Origin of the sequence: Streptomyces sp. NBC_00989, assembly GCF_045162655.1 — a bacterium.
GTDB lineage: Bacteria > Actinomycetota > Actinomycetes > Streptomycetales > Streptomycetaceae > Streptomyces.
The window spans coordinates 5860604-5882424 of record NZ_CP108728.1 but is presented as its reverse complement, the minus strand read 5'-3'; the positions used below and the strand labels follow the sequence as shown (position 1 = coordinate 5882424).

Genomic DNA, 21821 nt, shown 5'->3' with positions numbered 1-21821 from the left:
GGGAGGCAGGAGCGACGGTGGCGGAACGGAGCACGGCTGCCGTCGACGTGGCAGACAACAGCGGCGACGAGCCGCTGACCGCCAAGGCGGACCAGTCCACGGCCGACGGGGTGGCCCAGAACCCGGAGCGGGACACGGAGAGCGACAAGGCACAGGGGAGCGGCGGGATCGAGGAAACCGAGAAGGCCTCGCCTCCCGAACTGCACAGCGGTCACAAGCTCGCCAGACGTTATCGCCTCGAAGAGTGCGTCACCCGTCTGGACGGCTTCAGCAGTTGGCGCGCGGTGGACGAGAAACTCCGCCGTGCCGTCGGCGTCCACATCCTGCCCGCGGACCATGCGAGGGCCCGCTCGGTGCTGGCCGCGGCCCGCTCCTCGGCGCTGCTGGGTGATCCCCGCTTCGTCCAGGTCCTGGACGCCGTGGAGGAGAACGACCTCGTCTACGTCGTGCACGAATGGCTGCCCGACGCCACGGAACTGACGGCGCTTCTGGCCCCCGGCCCGCTGGAGGTGCACGACGCCTACCAGATGGTCAGTCAGATCGCCTCGGCCATGGCCGCAGCGCACCGCGAGGGCCTCGCCCATCTGCGCCTGAACCCGAACGCCGTGCTGCGCACCTCGTCCGGCCAGTGGCGCATCCGCGGTCTGGCCGTCAACGCGGCGCTGCGCGGCATCAGTTCGGACACTCCGCAGCGCACGGACACGGAGGCGATCGGCGCCCTGCTGTACGCGGCGCTCACCCAGCGCTGGCCGTACGAAGACGACGCCTACGGCCTGTCCGGGCTGCCCAAGGGCGTCGGTCTCATCGCCCCCGACCAGGTGCGTGCCGGTGTCCACCGCGGTCTGTCGGAGCTCGCCATGCGCGCGCTCGCCAACGACGGTGCCACGGCCTCGCGGCACGAGTCGGCGTGCACCACGCCGGAGGAACTAGTGAAGGCGATCGGCGAGATGCCCCGCATCCGCCCGCCGGAGCCGACGTTCACCGCACCGCCCGAGTACCAGCGCACGACGTACCAACAGGGCACGTACGGCCGCCCGTCGGCGCATCCCGGTGCCACCCAAGTCCTGTCGACTCCGCCGCCCCCGCTGCAGAGCCGCACCGGCAAGGCCCTCAAGTGGGCCGTGTCCGCGCTGCTGATCGCCGCGCTGGGCCTGGGCAGTTGGCAGCTCGCGGACGCACTCATGGACCAGGGCAACAAGTCCGAGGACACGAAGCAGACGCAGACGACGGACGGGAACGACAAGAGCGGCGACAAGACCAAGCCGGTCAAGACGCTCTCCATCCAGGACGCCCAGGAGTTCGTGGCGAAGGGCGACGCCCAGCATCCGGGCGACGTCGGCAAGACCTACGACGGCGACGCGTCGACGTACTGGCGGACCTCCAGCTTCGTAGGGGGCCCGGTGCTCGCGCCGTACAAGCCGGGCGTGGGCATCGTCTACGACCTCGGTTCGGCCCAGGACGTCTCCACGGCGACCATAGGGCTCTACTACAGCGGCGACCACACGACGGTGAAGCTGTACGCGTCCGACTCGTTGTCGCCCTCCTCGCTGGATTCCATGACGCAGATCGGCACCGTCACGACGACCGGGACCAGTGCGACGGTGAAGGTCACCAAGCACGTGAAGACCCGGTACGTTCTTGTCTGGCTCACCGCTCTGCCGCACGCAGCCAGTGACCGGTACAGCGACGCCGGCTACAAGCAGGCCATCACCGACGTGAAGTTCACGGGCTGACGTCTCACCGGAGGGGGAGGGGGTCCGATGGCGGAAGGCGCCCGATACGACGGAACGAGCGATCAGGATCTGCTCGCCCGCCATGTCGAAGGCGACCCGGACGCCTTCGGCGAGCTCGTCCGGCGGCACCGCGACCGCCTCTGGGCTGTGGCCCTGCGCACGCTGGGAGACCGCGAGGAGGCCGCTGACGCGGTCCAGGACGCCCTCGTCTCCGCCTACCGGGCCGCTCACACCTTCCGCGGCCAGTCGGCCGTCACAACCTGGCTGCACCGCATCACGGTGAACGCCTGCCTGGACCGCGCCCGCAAGGCGGCCTCCAGGAAGACGTCCCCGGTCGACGACACCGAGCGCCTGGAACAACTCCTGGAACCGCACGAGTCGGCTGCGGCTCCCGCGGAGCGCAACGACCTGCACCGCCAACTGCTGGAAGCCCTGGGCACCCTCCCGCCCGACCAGCGTGCCGCCCTCGTCCTCGTGGACATGCAGGGCTACCCCGTCGCCGAGGCCGCCCAGATCCTCGATGTGCCGACCGGCACGGTGAAGAGCCGCTGCGCCCGCGGAAGAGCCAGACTGCTGCCGCTGCTCACCCATCTACGGCCGGAAAGAGCCGGTGACGGCAAGGAACCGGGCGCAGGACGGAACCGGGCGCAGGGGACATCCGTCCCACCGGCAGCGGGACCCCACGACGCGGGACCCCACGACGCGGGTCCCAAGGATGCAGGGCCGAGCGATTCAGCTGCTGTGAAGGGCGGAGGTGGGCGAGCGTGACATCCACGACAGACACGGCCGGGCACCCGGACGTCGCGGAGATCTCCGACCTCACCGAGGGCCTTCTCCCGCCGTCCAGGGGAGCCGAGGTACGACGGCATCTGGACGAGTGCGAACTCTGTGCGGACGTCCACGACTCGCTGGAGGAGATCCGGGGTCTGCTGGGCACCCTGCCCGGACCACCGCGCATGCCGGCCGAGATCGCGGGCCGCATCGACGCAGCCCTCGCCGCGGAGGCCCTACTGGGTTCCACCGCCCCCGAGTCCCTGGCCGCGCCAACATTGGTGAGTGCGTCCCGAGCCACATCGGACGAGGACGGCGAGTACACCGGGACGCATGTTTCACGTGAAACATCGCCTACGACGGATCGCCCGTCAGGACACGCACACGCGGCGACCGGTCCCGGACGCAACAGGGAACGCAAGGAACGGAAGCGCGTCGGACGCCGCGGGAGGATCGTCCTGGGAGCCGTGTTCACCGCGGCCGTTCTGGGAGCCGGCTCGCTGTTCATCCAGTCGCTGGGCGACCACAAGTCGTCCGACACGGCTCGGGGGAACTCGACCAGCTCTGCGGACACCTTCTCCAAGGGGAAGCTGCAGAGCGAGGTCTCGGATCTTCTCTCCACCAAGTCGTCCACAAGTCAGGGCGCCAACAGCGAGAAGCCCTGGAACGTCGCGTCCGACCCCGGCGGCGCGGAGTCTTCCATCAAGACTCCCAAGACCCTGATCGAGCCGTCCGGCTCCATCCCGGACTGCATCCGGCAGGGCGTCGACCGTGGCAACACGGATGTCCTCGGTTTCAAGAAGGGCACCTACAACGGGACCGCCGCCTATCTCGTGGTGCTGCCCGACGCTTCCGACAACAGCCGGGTCACGGCCTACGTCGTCGACGCGGCCTGCGTGAGCAGCCAGACATTCACTCCTGGCAAGGTCCTTCTGACGCGGTCGTTCCCGCATTCCTGAGTCCGGACGCCTCCTCTCCATCCTCCGTGGCGATTCCCTGCCGTGTGCCGTCTCCGTGTGCCCGGACACAGCGGGAATGCGGGCCCCGTAGGATCCGTTGGGTGGTGTGGAGGCTCCGACAGGGGGCTCCCGCCGGTCGTACTGACGCAGTCCAGAGACGAGGAACCAAGCCGTGAGCGACGTCCGAAACGTGATCATCATCGGCTCCGGGCCCGCCGGCTACACGGCGGCGCTCTACACCGCGCGCGCGTCGCTGAAGCCGCTGGTGTTCGAAGGTGCCGTCACCGCCGGTGGCGCGCTGATGAACACCACCGAGGTCGAGAACTTCCCGGGCTTCCAGGACGGCATCATGGGCCCCGAGCTCATGGACAACATGCGCGCCCAGGCCGAGCGCTTCGGCGCCGAGCTGATCCCGGACGACGTGGTCTCCGTCGACCTGACCGGTGAGATCAAGACCGTCACGGACACCTCCGGCACCGTGCACCAGGCGAAGGCCGTCATCGTCACCACCGGCTCCCAGCACCGCAAGCTGGGCCTGCCGAACGAGGACGCGCTCTCCGGCCGGGGTGTCTCCTGGTGTGCCACCTGTGACGGGTTCTTCTTCAAGGACCAGGACATCGCCGTCATCGGTGGTGGCGACACGGCGATGGAGGAGGCGACCTTCCTCTCCCGCTTCGCCAAGTCCGTGACGATCGTCCACCGTCGGGACAGCCTGCGCGCCTCCAAGGCGATGCAGGAGCGCGCCTTCGCCGACCCGAAGATCAAGTTCGTCTGGGACAGCGAGGTCGCCGAGATCGAGGGCGACCCCAAGCTCGCCGGCCTCAAGCTGCGCAACCTGAAGACCGGGGAACTCTCGGACCTGGCGGTGACAGGCCTGTTCATCGCGATCGGCCACGACCCCCGCACGGAGCTCTTCAAGGGCCAGCTGGACCTGGACGGGGAGGGCTACCTGAAGGTCGAGGCGCCCTCGACCCACACCAACCTGACCGGTGTCTTCGGCGCCGGTGACGTCGTCGACCACACCTACCGCCAGGCGATCACCGCTGCCGGCACCGGGTGCTCCGCCGCTCTGGACGCCGAGCGTTTCCTCTCCGCTCTCGCGGACGAGGAGAAGGCGGAGCCCGCGAAGACCACCGTCTGACCCCCATCCTCCCCACCGCACGATCAAGTTAAGGAGCCCGCCGTGGCCGGCACTCTGAAGAATGTGACCGACGCTTCCTTCGACGAGGACGTCCTCAAGAGCGACAAGCCCGTCCTGGTGGACTTCTGGGCTTCCTGGTGCGGTCCGTGCCGCCAGATCGCTCCGTCCCTCGAAGCCATCGCCGCCGAGCACGGCGACCAGATCGAGATCGTCAAGCTCAACATCGACGAGAACCCGGCGACGGCCGCCAGGTACGGCGTCATGTCCATCCCGACCCTGAACGTCTACCAGGGTGGCGAGGTCGCCAAGACCATCGTCGGCGCCAAGCCGAAGGCCGCGATCCTTCGCGACCTCGACGAGTTCATCGCCAGCAAGTGATGTTTCACGTGAAACCGTGTTTCACGTGAAACACGAAGAGGCCGACTCCGTGGAGTCGGCCTCTTCGCTTTAGAGCGGTCGAAGCGCTGGTTCCTTCTGTACGGCCCCGAGCAGCCGGTCGAGCGCCATCTCCACGTCTTCCTTCCACGAGAGCGTCGTACGCAGCTCCAGCCTCAGCCGTGGATAGGTGGGATGCTGACGGACCGTCTTGAAGCCCACGGCGAGCAGATGATCGGCGGGCAGGACGCAGGCCGCCTCTTTTGAGTGCGCATCGCCGAAGGCCTCGATCGCCTTGAAGCCCCGCCGCAGCAGATCCTTGGCGACCGTCTGAACCATGACTCGGCCCAGTCCCTGCCCCTGGTAGCCCGGCATGATGAACGACGTCATCAGTTGCACGGCGTCCGGTGAGACGGGGCTCGTGGGAAATGCCGTCGAGCGGGGGACGTAGGCGGGAGGCGCGTAGAGGACGAAACCGACCGGCACGTCATCGACGTAGACGACCCGCCCGCAGGAGCCCCAGTCCAGGAGGACGGCGGAGATCCAGGCTTCCTTCTCCACCGACGCCGTGCCTGTCTTTAGCGCGGCTTGCCCTCTGACGGGGTCCAGCTCCCAGAAGACGCACGACTGACAACGGTTGGGAATGTCCGGGAGGTTGTCCAGCGTGAGCGGTACGAGCCGACGCCCCATGAAGGCTGATCCTCGCTTCCTTCGCCCGCGGCGCCGCGGGCGGCTGTCAGAGCGCTGCGTTCCCTGAGCAGACTGCCGACGAACCCGCCGACCGCCCCCAGGCCCAGACCCGCGCTCACCAGTCCGGTGCGGCTCACCGTTCGCATGGCCCCCGCCTCCCCTAAGAGGTGCTGCCAGGTGGATGTGCCATACCCGAACGCATCGTATCCATGATGCGATTGCATCGATACCGACAGAAAGCAAAGAGCGGGCCGCGTTCCGGTACACACCGGACACGACCCGCTCTGCTGGTCGGACGAGAACCCATGCCGTCGACAGGACGGCTCAGGCCTCGTCCTCCGACTCGTCGTCGAGCAGGCTCCTCTGCAGGACCGGGCCCTCGCCCGGAGCCAGCGAACCGAGGATCCGCTCAAGGTCCTCCATCGAGGCGAACTCGACAGTGATCTTGCCCTTCTTCTGGCCCAGGTCGACCTTCACCCGGGTCTCGAAGCGATCAGAGAGACGCGTGGCGAGATCGGACAGCGCCGGGGAGACCAGAGCGCCAGCCCGCGGTCCCTTGGAACGCTGAGCAGTCTGGGGCCGCGAATCCATCAGGTGCACGATCTCCTCGACGGCCCGCACCGAGAGCCCCTCGGCCACGATCCGGTGGGCCAGCCGCTCCTGCTCCTCCGAGTCGTCGACGGAGAGCAGCGCCCGGGCGTGACCGGCGGAGAGGACTCCGGCGGCGACACGGCGCTGGACCGACGGCGAGAGCTTCAGCAGACGCAGGGTGTTGGAGACCTGCGGACGCGAACGCCCGATGCGGTCCGCCAACTGGTCGTGCGTGCAGTTGAAGTCCTTGAGCAACTGGTCGTAGGCGGCCGCCTCTTCGAGCGGGTTCAGCTGGGCGCGGTGCAGGTTCTCCAGGAGGGCGTCCAGGAGAAGCTTCTCGTCGTCCGTCGCCCGCACGATCGCCGGGATCGCGTCCAGGCCCGCCTCACGGCAGGCCCGCCAGCGCCGCTCGCCCATGATGAGCTCGTAGCTCGTCGGGCCGATCTGCCGTACGACGACGGGCTGGAGGAGGCCGACCTCCTTGATGGAGGTGACGAGTTCTTGCAGCGCGTCCTCGTCGAAGACCTCACGCGGCTGACGGGAGTTCGGCGTGATGGAGTCGAGGGGCAGTTCGGCGAAGTGGGCACCGATGGGAGGCGCGAACGTCTCCACGGCGCCGTTCGACGACGGCTCCTCCATGTCGTAGGAAACCGGCGGCAGTGTGGTGACCTTCGCCGCGGCCACCCCTCGGTCGCCGGTGATGACCGGGACGGTCGTCGGGGACGCGGACCCCATCGCGGCCGACGCCACCGTCTTCTCCCCGGTCGGGGCTGCGGGGATCAGTGCGCCGAGCCCACGGCCCAAACCCCTCCGTCGCTCACTCACTGGATGCCCTCCACCATGCTCTGGTCGCTCTGAGCGCCGATGTGCGCATGCGGTGCGTCGTAGCTGACGCCCACACCCTTCAGCGCGATTTCCCTTGCTGCCTCAAAGTAGGAGAGGGCACCGCTCGATCCGGGATCGTAGGTCAGTACCGTCTGCCCATAACTCGGTGCCTCGGAGATACGGACCGAGCGGGGAATGCTCGTCCGCAGCACCTCGTCGCCGAAGTGGCTGCGCACCTCGTCCGCGACCTGGGACGCGAGACGCGTCCGGCCGTCGTACATGGTGAGCAGGATGGTCGACACATGCAGGTTGGGGTTGAGGTGCCCCCGCACCAGGTCGACGTTGCGGAGCAACTGTCCGAGGCCTTCCAGCGCGTAGTACTCGCACTGGATCGGGATGAGGACCTCCGCGCCGGCGACCAGCGCGTTAACCGTCAACAGGCCGAGTGACGGCGGACAGTCGATGAGGATGTAGTCCAGCGGCTGCTCGTAGGCCTGAATCGCCCGCTGCAGTCTGCTCTCACGTGCCACCAGGGATACCAGCTCGATCTCCGCACCGGCGAGATCGATCGTGGCAGGGGCACAGAAGAGACCCTCGACATCGGGGACCGGCTGCACGACCTCGGAGAGAGGCCTGCTGTCGACCAACACGTCATAGATGGAAGGAACTTCCGCGTGATGGTCGATCCCCAGTGCCGTGGACGCGTTGCCCTGTGGGTCGAGGTCGACCACCAGAACACGGGCACCGTGCAGTGCCAGCGAAGCGGCAAGATTGACGGTCGTCGTCGTCTTGCCCACCCCGCCCTTCTGGTTGGCGACGACCATGATGCGGGTCTGCTCAGGACGTGGCAGGCCCTCGCCGGCACGACCTAGAGCTTCCACCGCCAGTTGGGCAGCACGACCGATGGGAGTGTCGTCCATAGGGGGCGGTGTTTCACGTGAAACATCCTCCCCCATCGACTCGGTACGGGGACCGGGGACCGGATCGGTCATCGGTCCCGCGATGTTGGCGTCGGACCGCAAGGATTCACTCTCCTCGACTTCAGGCTCGCAATGAACAGAGCCTCCCATGTCTTCAGGGTCGTGAACCAGTGAGGCCTGTTGTTCTGTGGAGAATTCCACCTCTGTGGACAACTCCGTGCCCTCTCCGAGTGATCCGAGAGGCTTCCGGTCGCGGGGTTCGGCCGCGGCGCGAGTGCGACCGATGATGCCGTGTAGCAGTGAGCGACGTTTCACGTGAAACACGATGCACAGCAGCCGAGGCCGAACTGTCCGCGACACTCCGGCATGCGTAGGTTAGGCAGCTTGTGTGGAGTAAGTTTCGTCGTCAGTGCGGATCAGCGACGCGCTTCACACGCTGACACCGACGCACCTCAAGCGCTGAGACCGACCCGTCTCAGCGCCGAGACAGCCTTAACGACGCCGACGGGTGCGGCCTGTACGAGCCGCCTTGGCCCGCTTCGCCGCGAAGCGAACCCCGCCGGGGCTCTCTCCGACCTCGACACGAACCACCGTGGACAGCGGATCGACGATGCCTTCGCCGACATGAAGGATGGACGTCTCCACGGCTCCGAGCTTGCTGAGTACGGTCGCCGCACTCTTGAGCTCCTCCTCGGCCGTGTCCCCCTTGAGTGCGAGCATCTCGCCGTACGGGCGCAGTAGCGGGATGCCCCAGGTCGCCAGTCGCTCCAGCGGAGCCACGGCGCGGGCCGTCACCACATGGACCGGTTGCAGGGTGCCCATGACCTCCTCGGCGCGTCCTCGCACGACAGTGACGTGGTCGAGGCCCAGGAGTTCGACGACCTCGGTGAGGAAGGTCGTACGGCGGAGGAGCGGTTCGAGCAGGGTGATCTTGATGTCCTCGCGGACCAAGGCCAGGGGAATGCCCGGGAGGCCGGCGCCGGAGCCGACGTCGCACACCGTCACTCCGTCCGGCACGACCTCCGAGAGGACCGCACAGTTCAGCAGGTGCCGTTCCCACAGCCGGGGCACCTCACGTGGGCCGATCAGGCCGCGCTGCACACCCGCGTCGGCGAGCAGCTCGGCGTATCGGACCGCATCCTCGAAGCGATCGCCGAACACCTCGCGCGCCTGCTCGGGCGCGGGGGGAAGCTCCGCTGCCTCCGTCACGGGGGACCGTCCTTCCGTACCGCAAAAGCGCATTGGGCGCTGACCATCAGGACCACCAGAACTACAGGACTATCAGGCTGACAAAGTTCGGCCCCGTCTGCTCAACAGACGGGGCCGGTGGAACGTAGGAACCGATCAGGCGGGAAGCACGACGACGAAGCGCTGCGGCTCCTCGCCCTCCGACTCGCTGCGCAGGCCCGCGGCCTTGACCGCGTCGTGCACGACCTTGCGCTCGAACGGGGTCATCGGGTTCAGCTTCACCGGCTCGCCGGTGTTCTTCACGTCGGCCGCTGCCTTGGCGCCCAGCTCGGAGAGCTCGGTGCGCTTCTTGGCCCGGTAGCCCGCGATGTCCAGCATCAGCCGGCTGCGGTCCCCAGTCTCCCGGTGCACGGCCAGGCGGGTGAGCTCCTGGAGCGCCTCCAGCACCTCACCGTCACGGCCGACGAGCTTCTGGAGGTCACGGCCGCTGCTGTCGCTGATGATCGAGACAGCGGCGCGATCGGCCTCGACATCCATGTCGATGTCGCCGTCGAGATCGGCGATGTCCAGCAGACCCTCGAGGTAGTCCGCCGCGATCTCGCCCTCCTGCTCCAGGCGGGACAGGGTGTCTGCACCCTCGGCAGCGGCGGCGGAGGTGGTGCCTTCCGTCACGGGATGGACTCCTTCTTACTTCTTGGACGGGGACTTGGGCCGCTGCGGACCCTTGCGCTGTCCGGACTGGGCCTTGCTGCGGGTACCGCCGGCGGGCTTCGGGGCGGGCTTCTTCGCAGCGGTGGCGGGCTTGGCGTCCTCGGGCTCGTCCGACTTGGTCAGCGAGGTCTTCGGCTCGGCGTCTTCGACCGCGTTCTCAGCACTCTCGTCGGCCGCCTTCGCGGCGGCGGACTGGCGCTGGGCCTTGGTCTGCCGCTTGGGCTGCTGACGCCTGGGAGTGGTGGCCGTGGTCGGCGTACCGTCCTCGGACTCCACAGCCGTGCTCTCACCCTTCGCCACGGTGCCGTCGGGCTGGGCCACGAGGCCCACCTTGGTGAGGCTGTTGATGAACTTGCGCTCGAACTCGTTGCGGTCACGGCCCTTGGAGACGATCGCCTTGACGATGGCCTTCTCGCCCCGGCTGCGGGTCTTCTCGTGGTGCGTGACGTGCTTGGTGAGGCGCTCCAGGTAAGCGGCCTGGGCCTTGGAACCCGGGGTCGGGTTGTTGTGGATGACGTACATCTGCTGGCCCATGGTCCACACGTTGGTGGTCAGCCAGTAGACGAGGACACCGACGGGGAAGTTGATGCCGAAGATGGCGAACATGACCGGGAAGACGTACATCAGCATCTTCTGCTGCTGCATGAACGGTGTCTTCACGGTGGTGTCGACGTTCTTCGTCATCAGCTGGCGCTGCGTGTAGAACTGCGACGCCGACATCATCACGATCATGATCGCGGTGACGACCCGGACGTCGGTCAGCGTGGCACCGAGCGCCTCGACCTTGCTGCTGCCGTCCGTGAACTTCGCGGCCAGCGGGGCACCGAAGATGTGCGCCTTACGCGCGCTGGCGAGCAGCGAGTCGTTGATGACGCCGATCGTCGAGCCCGTCGCGATGCCGTTGAGCACGTGGTACAGGGCGAAGAAGAACGGGGACTGCGCCAGGATGGGAAGGCACGAGGAGAGCGGGTTGGTACCCGACTCCTTGTACAGCTTCATCATCTCTTCGGACTGACGCTGCTTGTCGTTCTTGTAGCGTTCCTGGATCTTCTTCATCTCGGGCTGCAGGGTCTGCATGGCCCGGGTCGCCTTGATCTGCTTCACGAAGAGCGGGATCAGACAGATGCGGATCAGGATCACCAGGGACACGATGGACAGGCCCCAGGCCCAGCCCGTGTCGGGACCGAAAACCTTCCCGTACACCGAGTGGAACTGGACGATGACCCAAGAAACGGGTGTCGTGATGAAGCTGAAAAGACTGGCAATCGTGTCCACTAATCATGCTCCTTGGGCATGGGACGGTGTCTCTGCGGCCGGGCTCGAAGGACTCAGCCCTTCAGTGGCCGTTTCGGCGGCGGAGGTCCCGCCCTTGCGTGCGCGCCATGCGCCCCGCAGCATCTCGTGCCACCGCGGACGCTTGCGCGGTGGGACATGGTCCACACCGCCGAGCGACCACGGATTGCAGCGCAGGATGCGCCAGGCCGTGAGCGCTGTGCCCTTGATCGCACCGTGCCGGTCTATGGCCGTATAGCCGTAGTGGGAGCACGACGGGTAGTACTTGCAGACCGGCCCTAGCAAGGGACTGATCGTCCACTGGTACAGCTTGATCAGCGCCAGTAGCGGGTACTTCATCGCGCGCCCCCTCCCAGCAGCCGCTGAACGGCGGCATCCAGGTCTTGGGCCAGCTGTGCATGGTCGGCGTCGCCCGCTCCGGGCAGCGCTCGTACGACTACCAGGCTACCGGGGGGAAACAGGGCGACTCGCTCGCGCATCAGATGACGGAGTCTGCGCTTCACCTTGTTGCGCACCACGGCGCCGCCCACTGCCTTGCTGACGACGAAACCCGCACGCGTCGGGGGAGCGCTCTCCCCTGGCGCGTGCGGGTCCGTGGCACCGCTACGAAAGTGGACGACGAGAAGCGGGCGGCCGGCCCGGCGACCCCGTCGTACCGCGGTCGCGAAGTCTTCGCGCCGCCTCAGCCGATGCTCGGTAGGCAGCACGACGTCATGACCTGATCGGGATCAGGCGGACAGGCTGGCGCGACCCTTGCCACGACGGTTCGCGAGAATCGCGCGACCGGCACGGGTACGCATCCGCAGGCGGAAGCCGTGGGTCTTGGCCCGGCGACGGTTGTTCGGCTGGAAGGTGCGCTTGCTCACGAGGGGGCTCCAGAAATAAATCGGTGGTGGCGGGTGCCGGCCTGGCTGTCACCGTGCGCCCACGAGTAGCTCGCAGTAACGCCCGAGTGCACCGCTTCCCGATCACCTCGAAGCGATCTGTGCCCATCGGAGGCAGGCGGCAGCAGCCATCGACAACTCGACCTGGTCACGGTACGCGGGGCTACGCCATCCGGTCAAACCAAGGGTCACGAGGAGACACTATCCACAGGCTGGGGACAACAACTTGAACCGCACCCGTCGCCCTGACTACCGTGGCTGGACTCCGATTCGTTCCTTTGTCCCCCGCCCCACACCTTTTTCCCGAGCGCCCCACCCGATGTACATCCCGTCCCGTCCGCGAACCACACGTTCGTGGGACCCGTGAGAGAGCGTGCCCTGTGGCTGACGTACCTGCCGATCTTGCCGCAGTGTGGCCACGAGTGCTGGAGCAACTTCTCGGTGAGGGGCGTGGGCAGGGTGTCGAGACCAAGGACGAGCACTGGATCCGGCGCTGCCAGCCCCTGGCACTCGTCGCCGACACAGCCTTGCTCGCCGTACCGAACGAGTTTGCGAAAGGCGTCCTCGAAGGCCGCCTCGCCCCGATCGTCAGCGAGACGCTGAGCCGCGAGTGCGGCCGGCCGATCCGCATCGCGATCACCGTCGACGACTCCGCGGGCGAGCCCCCCGGCCCGCCGGCACCCCCCTCGCAGCCCCAGCGGCGCTACGAGGAACCCGAGCAGAGCCGGGACCCCTACGAGGGGGGCTACGGCCGTCATCGCGCCGAGCCGCTCCCGGGCGGCCCCGGCGACCAGCTGCCCACCGCCCGCCCCGCCTATCCGTCGGAGTACCAGCGCCCCGAGCCGGGCGCCTGGCCGCGGCCCGCGCAGGACGACTACGGCTGGCAGCAGCAGCGACTCGGCTTCCCGGAGCGGGACCCGTACGCGTCGCCGCCGCAGGACCAGTACGGACCGCCGTCCCAGGACCAGTACGGGGCACCGGCCAAGGACAAGTACGGTCCGCCGCAGGACTCGTACCAGTCGCAGCAGGACCAGTACGCGCCGCCGGCGCAGGATTACCGCCCGCAGTCGATGGAGCGTCCGTCGTACGAGCAGCAGCGCGCCGAGTACGAACAGTCGCGGGCCGAGTACGAGAAGTCCCGCGCGGAGTACAGCCAGCGCGACGCGCGGCGCGACCTGTCCGACTCGCACCCGCCCGCCAACTCCGGTCACGTGCACCGCGGCGGTCCGGGACCGCTGGGCTCCAAGCCCGCGCCGGCGGCGGGCCCGGGGGAACCGACCGCGCGCCTGAACCCGAAGTACCTCTTCGACACCTTCGTCATCGGTGCCTCGAACCGTTTCGCGCACGCGGCCGCGGTCGCCGTCGCCGAGGCGCCCGCGAAGGCGTACAACCCCCTTTTCATCTATGGGGAGTCGGGGCTCGGCAAGACGCACCTGCTGCACGCGATCGGGCACTACGCGCGGAGCCTGTATCCCGGCACGCGTGTGCGGTACGTGAGCTCGGAGGAGTTCACCAACGAGTTCATCAACTCGATCCGCGACGGCAAGGGCGACAGCTTCCGCAAGCGGTACCGCGAGATGGACATCCTTCTTGTCGACGACATCCAGTTCCTCGCGGACAAGGAGTCGACGCAGGAGGAGTTCTTCCACACCTTCAACACGCTCCACAACGCCAACAAGCAGATCGTGCTGTCCTCCGACCGGCCGCCCAGGCAGCTGGTGACGCTGGAGGACCGGCTGCGGAACCGTTTCGAGTGGGGCCTGACCACCGATGTCCAGCCGCCCGAGCTGGAGACCCGTATCGCCATCCTTCGTAAGAAGGCGGTGCAGGAGCAGCTCAACGCCCCGCCGGAGGTCCTGGAGTTCATCGCCTCCCGCATCTCGCGGAACATCCGCGAGCTGGAGGGGGCGCTGATCCGGGTGACGGCGTTCGCGTCGCTCAACCGGCAGCCCGTCGACCTCGGTCTCACCGAGATCGTCCTCAAGGACCTGATCCCGGGCGGCGAGGACTCGACACCGGAGATCACCGCGACGGCGATCATGGGAGCGACCGCCGACTACTTCGGCATCACGGTCGAGGACCTGTGCGGCAGTTCACGCGGCCGCCAGCTGGTCACGGCCCGCCAGATCGCCATGTACGTGTGCCGCGAACTGACCGACCTCTCGCTGCCGAAGATCGGCGCGCAGTTCGGCGGCCGCGACCACACCACGGTCATGCACGCCGACCGCAAGATCCGCGCACTGATGGCCGAGCGCCGCTCGATCTACAACCAGGTCACCGAACTGACCAACCGCATCAAGAACGGCTGACAGCCGCGGAGTTACGACCCGAAGGGCGCCCAGGGATCTCTCCCAGGGCGCCTTTCGGCTTGCCGGGAGGCGGTCGGGACGGCGCCCGGAGGGGGAGGAAGGCGCTTCTGCGGGCGGGGAGGAGAGTGCGTCCCGAAGACGTCCCGACGGCATCAGGGAATCGTCCGGAGGCGATCCACAGCGGATGCGCAGCCGATGTGGTGCCGCCCTGGAGCCTCTCTGAGGTCTGTCTGTGGTCTCTCTGAAGCCGCTCCGAAGCGGTCCGAGGCCCCTCCGAAGTCGATCCGGCGCCTCTCCGGAGCCGATCCGGACGACGTTCGCCGTCCTTCCGCGCCCACGGGTCCGCCACCAACTGTTCGAATACCCGCCGGGTTACGGCCGTCCTCCACAGATTCGGCGACTTTCTTCCGTCCACATCCTGGGGACTGTGAAGTTGTCCAGATCGTGTCCACAGGCGCCGTGAGTGAGGGACCATCAGACCAGGTCAAGTGCTTGTGGATTCGTGGACAAAAGATATCCACAGGCTGTGGACGAATCCTTGATCCCCAGGCTGTGGATCAAGTTGTCCACCGACAACCCACAGGCTGGGGCCGGTTGTCCCCAGCGATCTCCAGCTTCTCCACACCGCTGTCCACTGTTCGGCAACGCAACGCGCCACCTCACCGTGTCGAGTGAAAGGCGTCACACGAAGGTGCCGGGTTGGGCTGTGGGAAAGGTGGGTAAAGCTGGGGACGGTGCTGGGGAGAAGTGGCCCTCGGCTGTGCATGGGGTGTGCAGAACTTTCCGTTCTCCACAGAAACCCGAGGTTGTCCACCGCCGTCGCCCACAGGGTCGGTGGACAAAATTCCCGCCCTGAGCTGCGAAAACGCGGTTATCCACGGTATCCACAGCCCCTACTACTACTAGCAACTAGAGAGAGCTGGGAAACCGTTTCGAAGCGGGGCCTGTGCACAACTCGCGATTCGTCGCCCGACAGCCCCTCGTCACGACTTGACCCCGATAGGCACCTACTGTCAGTGCCGTGCGTCAGACTGTTCCCCGGTGTCCTTCCCCTCACAGGGACCGACGACACCGAGACAGACGACGAAGCCACGCAGGCCGAGAAGCGCCGGCAACAGCAGGAGGCGGCAACAGTGAAGATCCGGGTGGAACGCGACGTACTCGCGGAGGCAGTGGCCTGGGCGGCACGCAGCCTCCCGGCCCGTCCGCCGGCGCCGGTCCTCGCCGGCCTCCTGCTGAAGTCCGAGGAGGGGCAGCTGAGCCTGTCCAGCTTCGACTACGAGGTCTCCGCGCGCGTGTCGGTCGACGCGGAGGTCGAGGAAGAGGGCACGGTCCTCGTCTCCGGCCGACTGCTCGCCGACATCTGCCGCGCCCTGCCGAACCGGCCGGTCGAGATTTCCACAGACGGTGTACGGGCGACGGTGGTCTGCGGCTCCTCGCGCTTCACCCTGCACACACTCCCTGTGGAGGAGTACCCGGCGCTGCCGCAGATGCCGGGCGCGACCGGCACCGTCCCCGGTGAGGTGTTCGCCTCGGCGGCCGCCCAGGTGGCCATCGCGGCCGGCCGTGACGACACGCTGCCCGTCCTCACCGGTGTGCGCATCGAGATCGAGGGCGACACGGTGACGCTGGCGTCCACCGACCGCTACCGCTTCGCGGTCCGCGAGTTCCTGTGGAAGCCGGAGAACCCGGAGGCGTCCGCGGTCGCCCTGGTGCCCGCCAAGACGCTCCTGGACACCGCCAAGGCCCTCACGAGCGGCGACAGCGTGATCCTGGCGCTGTCCGGCTCCGGCGCGGGCGAGGGGCTCATCGGCTTCGAGGGCGCCGGTCGCCGTACGACGACCCGCCTCCTGGAGGGCGACCTCCCGAAGTACCGCTCGCTGTTCCCGACGGAGTTCAACTCCATCGCCGTGATCGAGACCGCCCCCTTCGTGGAGGCCGTCAAGCGCGTGGCCCTGGTCGCCGAGCGCAACACCCCGGTGCGGCTGAGCTTCGAGCAGGGCGTGCTGATCCTGGAGGCCGGTTCGAGCGACGACGCACAGGCTGTGGAGCGGGTCGACGCGAACCTTGAGGGCGACGACGTGTCGATCGCCTTCAACCCGACGTTCCTGCTGGACGGACTGAGCGCGATCGACTCCCCGGTCGCCCAGTTGTCGTTCACGACCTCCACGAAGCCGGCGCTGCTCAGCGGCAAGCCGGCCCTGGACGCCGAGGCGGACGAGGCCTACAAGTACCTGATCATGCCGGTCCGCCTCAGCGGCTGATCGGCGTCGACGAGACCACCGCAGGTCGGGGCATACGTCTGAGCGCGTATGCCCACAGGTGTGCATGACCGTCCGGGTTTAGGCTCGGACACAGGTACGCAAGTGCCTTCATGCCACGTCGCACCCTAAGGAACAACTGATGGAGCTCGGTCTCGTCGGCCTCGGCAAGATGGGCGGCAACATGCGCGAGCGCATCCGCCGCGCAGGCCACACCGTCATCGGATACGACCGCAACCCGGACCTCGCCGATGTCCACAGCCTGGAAGAACTTGTGGGCAAGCTCAAGGGCCCGCGCGTGGTGTGGGTGATGGTCCCGGCCGGCGCCCCGACCCAGGCCACCGTCGACGAGCTGGCGGAGCTCCTGGAGCCCGGCGACGTCGTCGTGGACGGCGGCAACTCCCGCTGGACGGACGACGAGAAGCACGCGGAGGAGCTGGGTGCCAAGGGCATCGGCTTCGTCGACGCGGGCGTCTCAGGCGGCGTCTGGGGCCTTCAGAACGGCTACGCCCTGATGGTCGGCGGCGACCCCGAGAACATCGCCAAGGTCCAGCCCGTCTTCGACGCGCTCAAGCCCGAGGGCGAGTTCGGCTTCGTGCACGCCGGAAAGGTCGGCGCGGGCCACTTCTCGAAGATGGTCCACAACGGCATCGAGTACGCCATGATGCAGGCCTATGCCGAGGGCTGGGAGCTGCTGGAGAAGGTCGACTCGGTGACGGACGTCCGCGAGGTCTTCCGCTCCTGGCAGGAGGGCACCGTCATCCGCTCCTGGCTGCTCGACCTCGCCGTCAACGCCCTGGACGACGACGAGCACCTCGACAAGCTCAAGGGCTACGCCGAGGACTCCGGCGAGGGCCGCTGGACCGTCGAGGCCGCCATCGACAACGCCGTGCCGCTGCCCGCGATCACGGCCTCCCTCTTCGCGCGGTTCGCGTCGCGCCAGGACGACTCGCCGCAGATGAAGATGATCGCGGCGCTGCGCAACCAGTTCGGCGGCCACGCGGTCGAGACGAAGTAATCCACAGATCCACAGGCCGCGGCCCGTGGATCCACAACCTGGGGGAGGTCGGCGAACGACCATGCACGTCACGCATCTGTCGCTGGCCGACTTCCGCTCGTATGCCGGGGTCGACGTCCCGCTCGACCCCGGCGTCACCGCGTTCGTGGGGCCCAACGGGCAGGGCAAGACGAACCTCGTCGAGGCCATCGGCTATCTCGCCACCCTGGGCAGTCACCGCGTCTCCTCCGACGCTCCCCTCGTCCGCATGGGCGCCGAACGCGCGATCATCCGGGCGCAGGTCAGGCAGGGTGAGCGGCAGCAGCTGGTCGAGCTGGAGCTGAACCCCGGCCGCGCCAACCGCGCCCGCATCAACCGGTCCTCGCAGGTCAGACCCCGTGACGTGCTGGGCATCGTACGGACCGTGCTGTTCGCGCCCGAGGATCTCGCTCTGGTGAAGGGTGATCCCGGGGAGCGGCGGCGGTTTCTGGACGAGCTGATCACCGCGCGCTCTCCGCGCATGGCCGGTGTCCGTTCCGACTACGAGCGGGTGCTCAAGCAGCGCAACACCCTGCTGAAGTCGGCCGCGTTGGCGCGGCGGCACGGCGGGCGGTCGATGGACCTCTCCACGCTCGACGTGTGGGATCAGCACCTCGCGCGCGTGGGGGCCGAGTTGCTCGCCCAGCGGCTGGATCTGATCGCCGCGGTGCAGCCCCTCGCGGACAAGGCGTACGAGCAACTGGCGCCCGGTGGCGGCCCGGTGGCCCTGGAGTACAAGCCGTCGGCGCCCGGCGAGGCACACACGCGTGAGGACCTCTACGAGCAGTTGATGGCGGCGATCGCGGAGGCGCGCAAGCAGGAGATCGAGCGGGGCGTCACCCTCGTAGGACCGCATCGGGACGATCTGGTTCTCAAACTCGGTCAGTTGCCCGCCAAGGGGTATGCCTCGCACGGCGAGTCCTGGTCGTATGCGCTGGCGTTGCGGCTCGCGTCGTACGACCTGCTCCGAGGGGAGGGCAACGAGCCCGTGCTTGTGCTCGACGACGTGTTCGCGGAGCTGGACACGCGGCGTCGGGAGCGGCTGGCCGAGCTGGTGGCGCCCGGTGAGCAGGTGCTGGTGACCGCGGCGGTCGACGACGACGTGCCGCACGTCCTGGCGGGGACGCGGTACAGCGTGGCGGAGGGGGCGGTGGAGCGCGTATGACGACGGATCAGCCCCCGGCCGGGGAACCCGCGCCCAAGAAGGCCGCCGAGCCCTCCGGCGTCGACCTCGCGCGCGTGGCGTTGCGCGCCGCGAAGGAACAGGCACGCGCGCGTGGGGACGCGGCGCAGCAGAAGAAGCAGGCGCGGCGCGGTGGTCTGCGCTCCGGCGCGCGCGCCGACGGCCGCGACCCGATGGCACTCGGTGCTGCGATCAACCGGCTGCTGAACGAGCGCGGCTGGGAGACGCCGGCCGCGGTGGGCGGGGTGATGGGCCGCTGGCCGCAGATCGTCGGCGAGGACCTGGCCAATCACTGCGTTCCGGAGAAGTACGACGAGGACGAGCGGGTCCTGATCGTGCGCTGCGATTCGACGGCCTGGGCGACGAACCTGCGCCTGCTCGCCCCGCAGCTGGTGGCCCGGCTGAACGAGGACCTGGGGCACGGCACGGTGAAGCTCCTCAAGGTGAACGGCCCCGGTGGGCCGCCCCGCCGCTACGGTCCCCTGCGCGCTCCCGGCAGCACGGGTCCCGGCGACACCTATGGGTGACTGACATCACAGCGCGGGCTCCGGCGGGTGAACGGACGCGGTTGCGAATACCGACCTGACCCCGGAGTAGCAAAGGGTTGACACCCGGAAGCGCTGAGTGCCTCCGTGAGCCTCTTTGAGCCCCGTTCCGTATATGGGGAGTCGGGAGAGACCGGTTGAGGGCGGCACATGAGGACTCAGGTACCGGCAAACCCCCATCCATGTCGGCGCTACCGGTAGACTGGAACCAATCCCGCCCCACTTGTGGGACAGACACCGAGCAACGCTGACTAAGGCTTACCAACGCAACACGCCGCAGCCGCTCCGGCCACCAGCCTGAGCCTGGCTTGTGCTGTGCCAGAAAGGGCGCTTCGTGGCCGATTCCGGCAACCCCAACGAGAACATCCCGTCCACCGACGCCGGCGCCAACGGCGGGTCTCACACCTCGAACGGCGAGGTCACCGCCTCGTACGACGCCAGCGCGATCACCGTGCTCGAGGGTCTGGACGCGGTCCGCAAGCGACCCGGTATGTACATCGGCTCGACCGGCGAGCGCGGCCTGCACCACCTCGTGCAGGAAGTGGTCGACAACTCCGTCGACGAGGCGCTGGCCGGCCACGCGGACACGATCGACGTCACGATCCTTCACGACGGTGGCGTGCGCGTCATCGACAACGGCCGAGGCATCCCGGTGGGCATCGTCCCGTCCGAGGGCAAGCCGGCCATCGAGGTCGTGCTGACGGTGCTGCACGCGGGCGGCAAGTTCGGGGGCGGCGGTTACGCGGTCTCCGGCGGTCTGCACGGCGTGGGCGTGTCCGTGGTGAACGCGCTGTCCAGCAAGGTCGCCGTCGAGGTCAGGACGGACGGATACCGCTGGACGCAGGACTACAAGCTGGGCGTTCCGACCGCCCCGCTCGCGCAGCACGAGGCCACGGACGAGACCGGCACCTCGGTCACCTTCTGGGCCGACCCGGACATCTTCGAGACCACCGAGTACTCCTTCGAGACGCTGTCGCGGCGCTTCCAGGAGATGGCGTTCCTCAACAAGGGTTTGACCATCAAACTCACTGACGAGCGCGAGCTGGCGAAGGCCACGGCCGGTGCCGACGAGGCGGGTGCGGACGAGAAGGACGACGTCAAGACCGTCACGTACCACTACGAGGGCGGCATCGTCGACTACGTGACGTACCTCAACTCCCGCAAGGGGGACGTGGTGCACCCGACCGTCATCGACCTGGAGGCGGAGGACAAGGACAAGAGCCTGTCCCTCGAGGTCGCGATGCAGTGGAACAGCGGTTACAGCGAGGGTGTGTACTCCTTCGCCAACATCATCCACACGCACGAGGGCGGCACGCACGAAGAGGGCTTCCGGGCCGCGCTGACGTCACTGATCAACAAGTACGCGCGCGACAAGAAGCTGCTCCGCGAGAAGGACGACAACCTCACGGGCGACGACATCCGCGAGGGTCTGACCGCGATCATCTCGGTGAAGCTGGCCGAGCCGCAGTTCGAGGGCCAGACCAAGACCAAGCTCGGCAACACCGAAGCGAAGACCTTCGTACAGAAGGCGGTCTACGAGCACCTCAACGACTGGCTGGACCGCAACCCGAACGAAGCCTCGGACATCATCCGCAAGGGCATCCAGGCGGCCACCGCGCGCGTGGCGGCCCGCAAGGCCCGCGACCTCACCCGTCGCAAGGGCCTCCTGGAGACGGCGTCCCTGCCGGGCAAGCTGTCCGACTGCCAGTCGAACGACCCCACCAAGTGCGAGATCTTCATCGTCGAGGGTGACTCCGCCGGCGGCTCGGCCAAGTCCGGCCGGAACCCGCAGTACCAGGCGATCCTCCCGATCCGGGGAAAGATCCTCAACGTCGAGAAGGCCAGGATCGACAAGATCCTGCAGAACCAGGAGATCCAGGCACTGATCTCCGCCTTCGGCACCGGAGTCCACGAGGACTTCGACATCGCCAGGCTGCGCTATCACAAGATCATCCTGATGGCGGACGCCGACGTCGACGGTCAGCACATCAGCACGCTGCTGCTGACCTTCCTGTTCCGCTTCATGCGGCCGCTGGTCGAGGCCGGGCACGTGTTCCTGTCGCGTCCCCCGCTGTACAAGATCAAGTGGGGCCGTGACGACTTCGAGTACGCGTACTCGGACCGTGAGCGCGACGCCCTGATCGAGCTGGGCCGACAGAGCGGCAAGCGCATCAGGGAAGACTCGATCCAGCGCTTCAAGGGTCTCGGCGAGATGAACGCCGAGGAGCTGCGCATCACCACGATGGACCAGGAGCACCGCGTCCTCGGCCAGGTCACCCTGGACGACGCCGCGCAGGCCGACGACCTGTTCTCGGTCCTCATGGGCGAGGACGTCGAGGCGCGCCGCCAGTTCATCCAGCGCAACGCCAAGGACGTCCGCTTCCTCGACATCTGAGTCGGTCTCAG

General features: G+C 67.8%; 20 protein-coding genes. 11 read left to right on the top strand and 9 right to left on the bottom strand.

Features of this window, described 5'->3' with window-relative positions; genetic code table 11:
* Positions 1–17: 17 nt before the first annotated feature.
* The 5 genes from OG714_RS25960 to trxA all read left to right on the top strand — a co-directional run bounded on the left by OG714_RS25960 (position 18) and on the right by trxA (position 4982).
* Positions 18–1733 (top strand): protein kinase family protein, encoded by a 1716-nt coding sequence (locus tag OG714_RS25960; RefSeq protein WP_406124469.1) that lies wholly within the window; start codon positions 18–20, stop codon positions 1731–1733.
* A 27-nt stretch (positions 1734–1760) separates the two neighbouring features.
* Entirely contained in the window at positions 1761–2501 is a 741-nt protein-coding gene (gene sigM, locus OG714_RS25955) for an RNA polymerase sigma factor SigM (protein ID WP_406124467.1), read from the top strand.
* Positions 2498–3463 carry an anti-sigma factor family protein gene (locus tag OG714_RS25950; RefSeq protein WP_406124465.1) on the top strand — a complete coding sequence of 322 codons (966 nt, stop codon included), beginning with the start codon at positions 2498–2500 and terminating at the stop codon, positions 3461–3463. The genes sigM and OG714_RS25950 overlap by 4 nt, the downstream gene beginning before the upstream one ends.
* 172 nt (positions 3464–3635) lie before the next feature.
* Entirely contained in the window at positions 3636–4604 is a 969-nt protein-coding gene (trxB, locus tag OG714_RS25945; protein WP_406124463.1) for a thioredoxin-disulfide reductase, read from the top strand.
* Positions 4605–4646: 42 nt separating this feature from the next.
* Positions 4647–4982, top strand: coding sequence for a thioredoxin (gene trxA, locus OG714_RS25940; RefSeq protein ID WP_317774927.1), 336 nt, complete (start codon positions 4647–4649; stop codon positions 4980–4982).
* A gap of 69 nt (positions 4983–5051) precedes the next feature.
* On the opposite strand, the gene OG714_RS25935 is transcribed toward trxA, so the two are convergent.
* From OG714_RS25935 to rpmH, 9 genes are all read right to left on the bottom strand, one after another.
* Positions 5052–5669, bottom strand: coding sequence for a GNAT family N-acetyltransferase (locus OG714_RS25935; RefSeq protein WP_406124461.1), 618 nt, complete (start codon positions 5667–5669; stop codon positions 5052–5054).
* Between the two features lie 324 nt (positions 5670–5993).
* On the bottom strand, positions 5994–7085 hold the full coding sequence (locus OG714_RS25930) for a ParB/RepB/Spo0J family partition protein (RefSeq protein ID WP_406124460.1): 1092 nt from the start codon (positions 7083–7085) through the stop codon (positions 5994–5996).
* A complete protein-coding gene (locus tag OG714_RS25925; RefSeq protein ID WP_078532690.1) occupies positions 7082–8155 on the bottom strand; it encodes a ParA family protein in 1074 nt (357 codons plus the stop codon). Before OG714_RS25925 ends, OG714_RS25930 begins: the two co-directional genes overlap by 4 nt.
* A gap of 342 nt (positions 8156–8497) precedes the next feature.
* Entirely contained in the window at positions 8498–9214 is a 717-nt protein-coding gene (gene rsmG, locus OG714_RS25920; protein ID WP_033285735.1) for a 16S rRNA (guanine(527)-N(7))-methyltransferase RsmG, read from the bottom strand.
* A gap of 135 nt (positions 9215–9349) precedes the next feature.
* Positions 9350–9865, bottom strand: coding sequence for a protein jag (locus tag OG714_RS25915; RefSeq protein WP_406124458.1), 516 nt, complete (start codon positions 9863–9865; stop codon positions 9350–9352).
* Positions 9866–9880: 15 nt separating this feature from the next.
* A complete protein-coding gene (gene yidC / locus OG714_RS25910) occupies positions 9881–11179 on the bottom strand; it encodes a membrane protein insertase YidC (RefSeq protein WP_406124456.1) in 1299 nt (432 codons plus the stop codon).
* 3 nt (positions 11180–11182) lie between these two features.
* Positions 11183–11536 carry a membrane protein insertion efficiency factor YidD gene (yidD, locus tag OG714_RS25905; RefSeq protein ID WP_033285733.1) on the bottom strand — a complete coding sequence of 118 codons (354 nt, stop codon included), beginning with the start codon at positions 11534–11536 and terminating at the stop codon, positions 11183–11185.
* Entirely contained in the window at positions 11533–11904 is a 372-nt protein-coding gene (gene rnpA / locus OG714_RS25900) for a ribonuclease P protein component (RefSeq protein ID WP_078532680.1), read from the bottom strand. The genes yidD and rnpA overlap by 4 nt, the downstream gene beginning before the upstream one ends.
* A 21-nt stretch (positions 11905–11925) precedes the next feature.
* Entirely contained in the window at positions 11926–12063 is a 138-nt protein-coding gene (gene rpmH / locus OG714_RS25895; RefSeq protein WP_006381191.1) for a 50S ribosomal protein L34, read from the bottom strand.
* Positions 12064–12461: 398 nt separating this feature from the next.
* On the opposite strand from rpmH, the gene dnaA reads away from it, so the two are divergent.
* The 6 genes from dnaA to gyrB all read left to right on the top strand — a co-directional run bounded on the left by dnaA (position 12462) and on the right by gyrB (position 21810).
* Positions 12462–14390, top strand: a complete 1929-nt coding sequence (gene dnaA / locus OG714_RS25890; protein WP_406124453.1) for a chromosomal replication initiator protein DnaA — start codon at positions 12462–12464, stop codon at positions 14388–14390.
* 1133 nt (positions 14391–15523) lie between these two features.
* Positions 15524–16654, top strand: coding sequence for a DNA polymerase III subunit beta (gene dnaN, locus OG714_RS25885; RefSeq protein ID WP_019073352.1), 1131 nt, complete (start codon positions 15524–15526; stop codon positions 16652–16654).
* A gap of 139 nt (positions 16655–16793) precedes the next feature.
* Positions 16794–17669, top strand: coding sequence for a phosphogluconate dehydrogenase (NAD(+)-dependent, decarboxylating) (gnd, locus tag OG714_RS25880; protein ID WP_406124451.1), 876 nt, complete (start codon positions 16794–16796; stop codon positions 17667–17669).
* 61 nt (positions 17670–17730) lie between these two features.
* Positions 17731–18852, top strand: a complete 1122-nt coding sequence (gene recF, locus OG714_RS25875; RefSeq protein WP_033285729.1) for a DNA replication/repair protein RecF — start codon at positions 17731–17733, stop codon at positions 18850–18852.
* Complete coding sequence (locus OG714_RS25870; RefSeq protein ID WP_019055159.1) at positions 18849–19397, top strand: DUF721 domain-containing protein; 549 nt, start codon at positions 18849–18851, stop codon at positions 19395–19397. Before recF ends, OG714_RS25870 begins: the two co-directional genes overlap by 4 nt.
* A gap of 352 nt (positions 19398–19749) precedes the next feature.
* A complete protein-coding gene (gene gyrB / locus OG714_RS25865; protein WP_406124448.1) occupies positions 19750–21810 on the top strand; it encodes a DNA topoisomerase (ATP-hydrolyzing) subunit B in 2061 nt (686 codons plus the stop codon).
* Positions 21811–21821 lie beyond the last annotated feature (11 nt).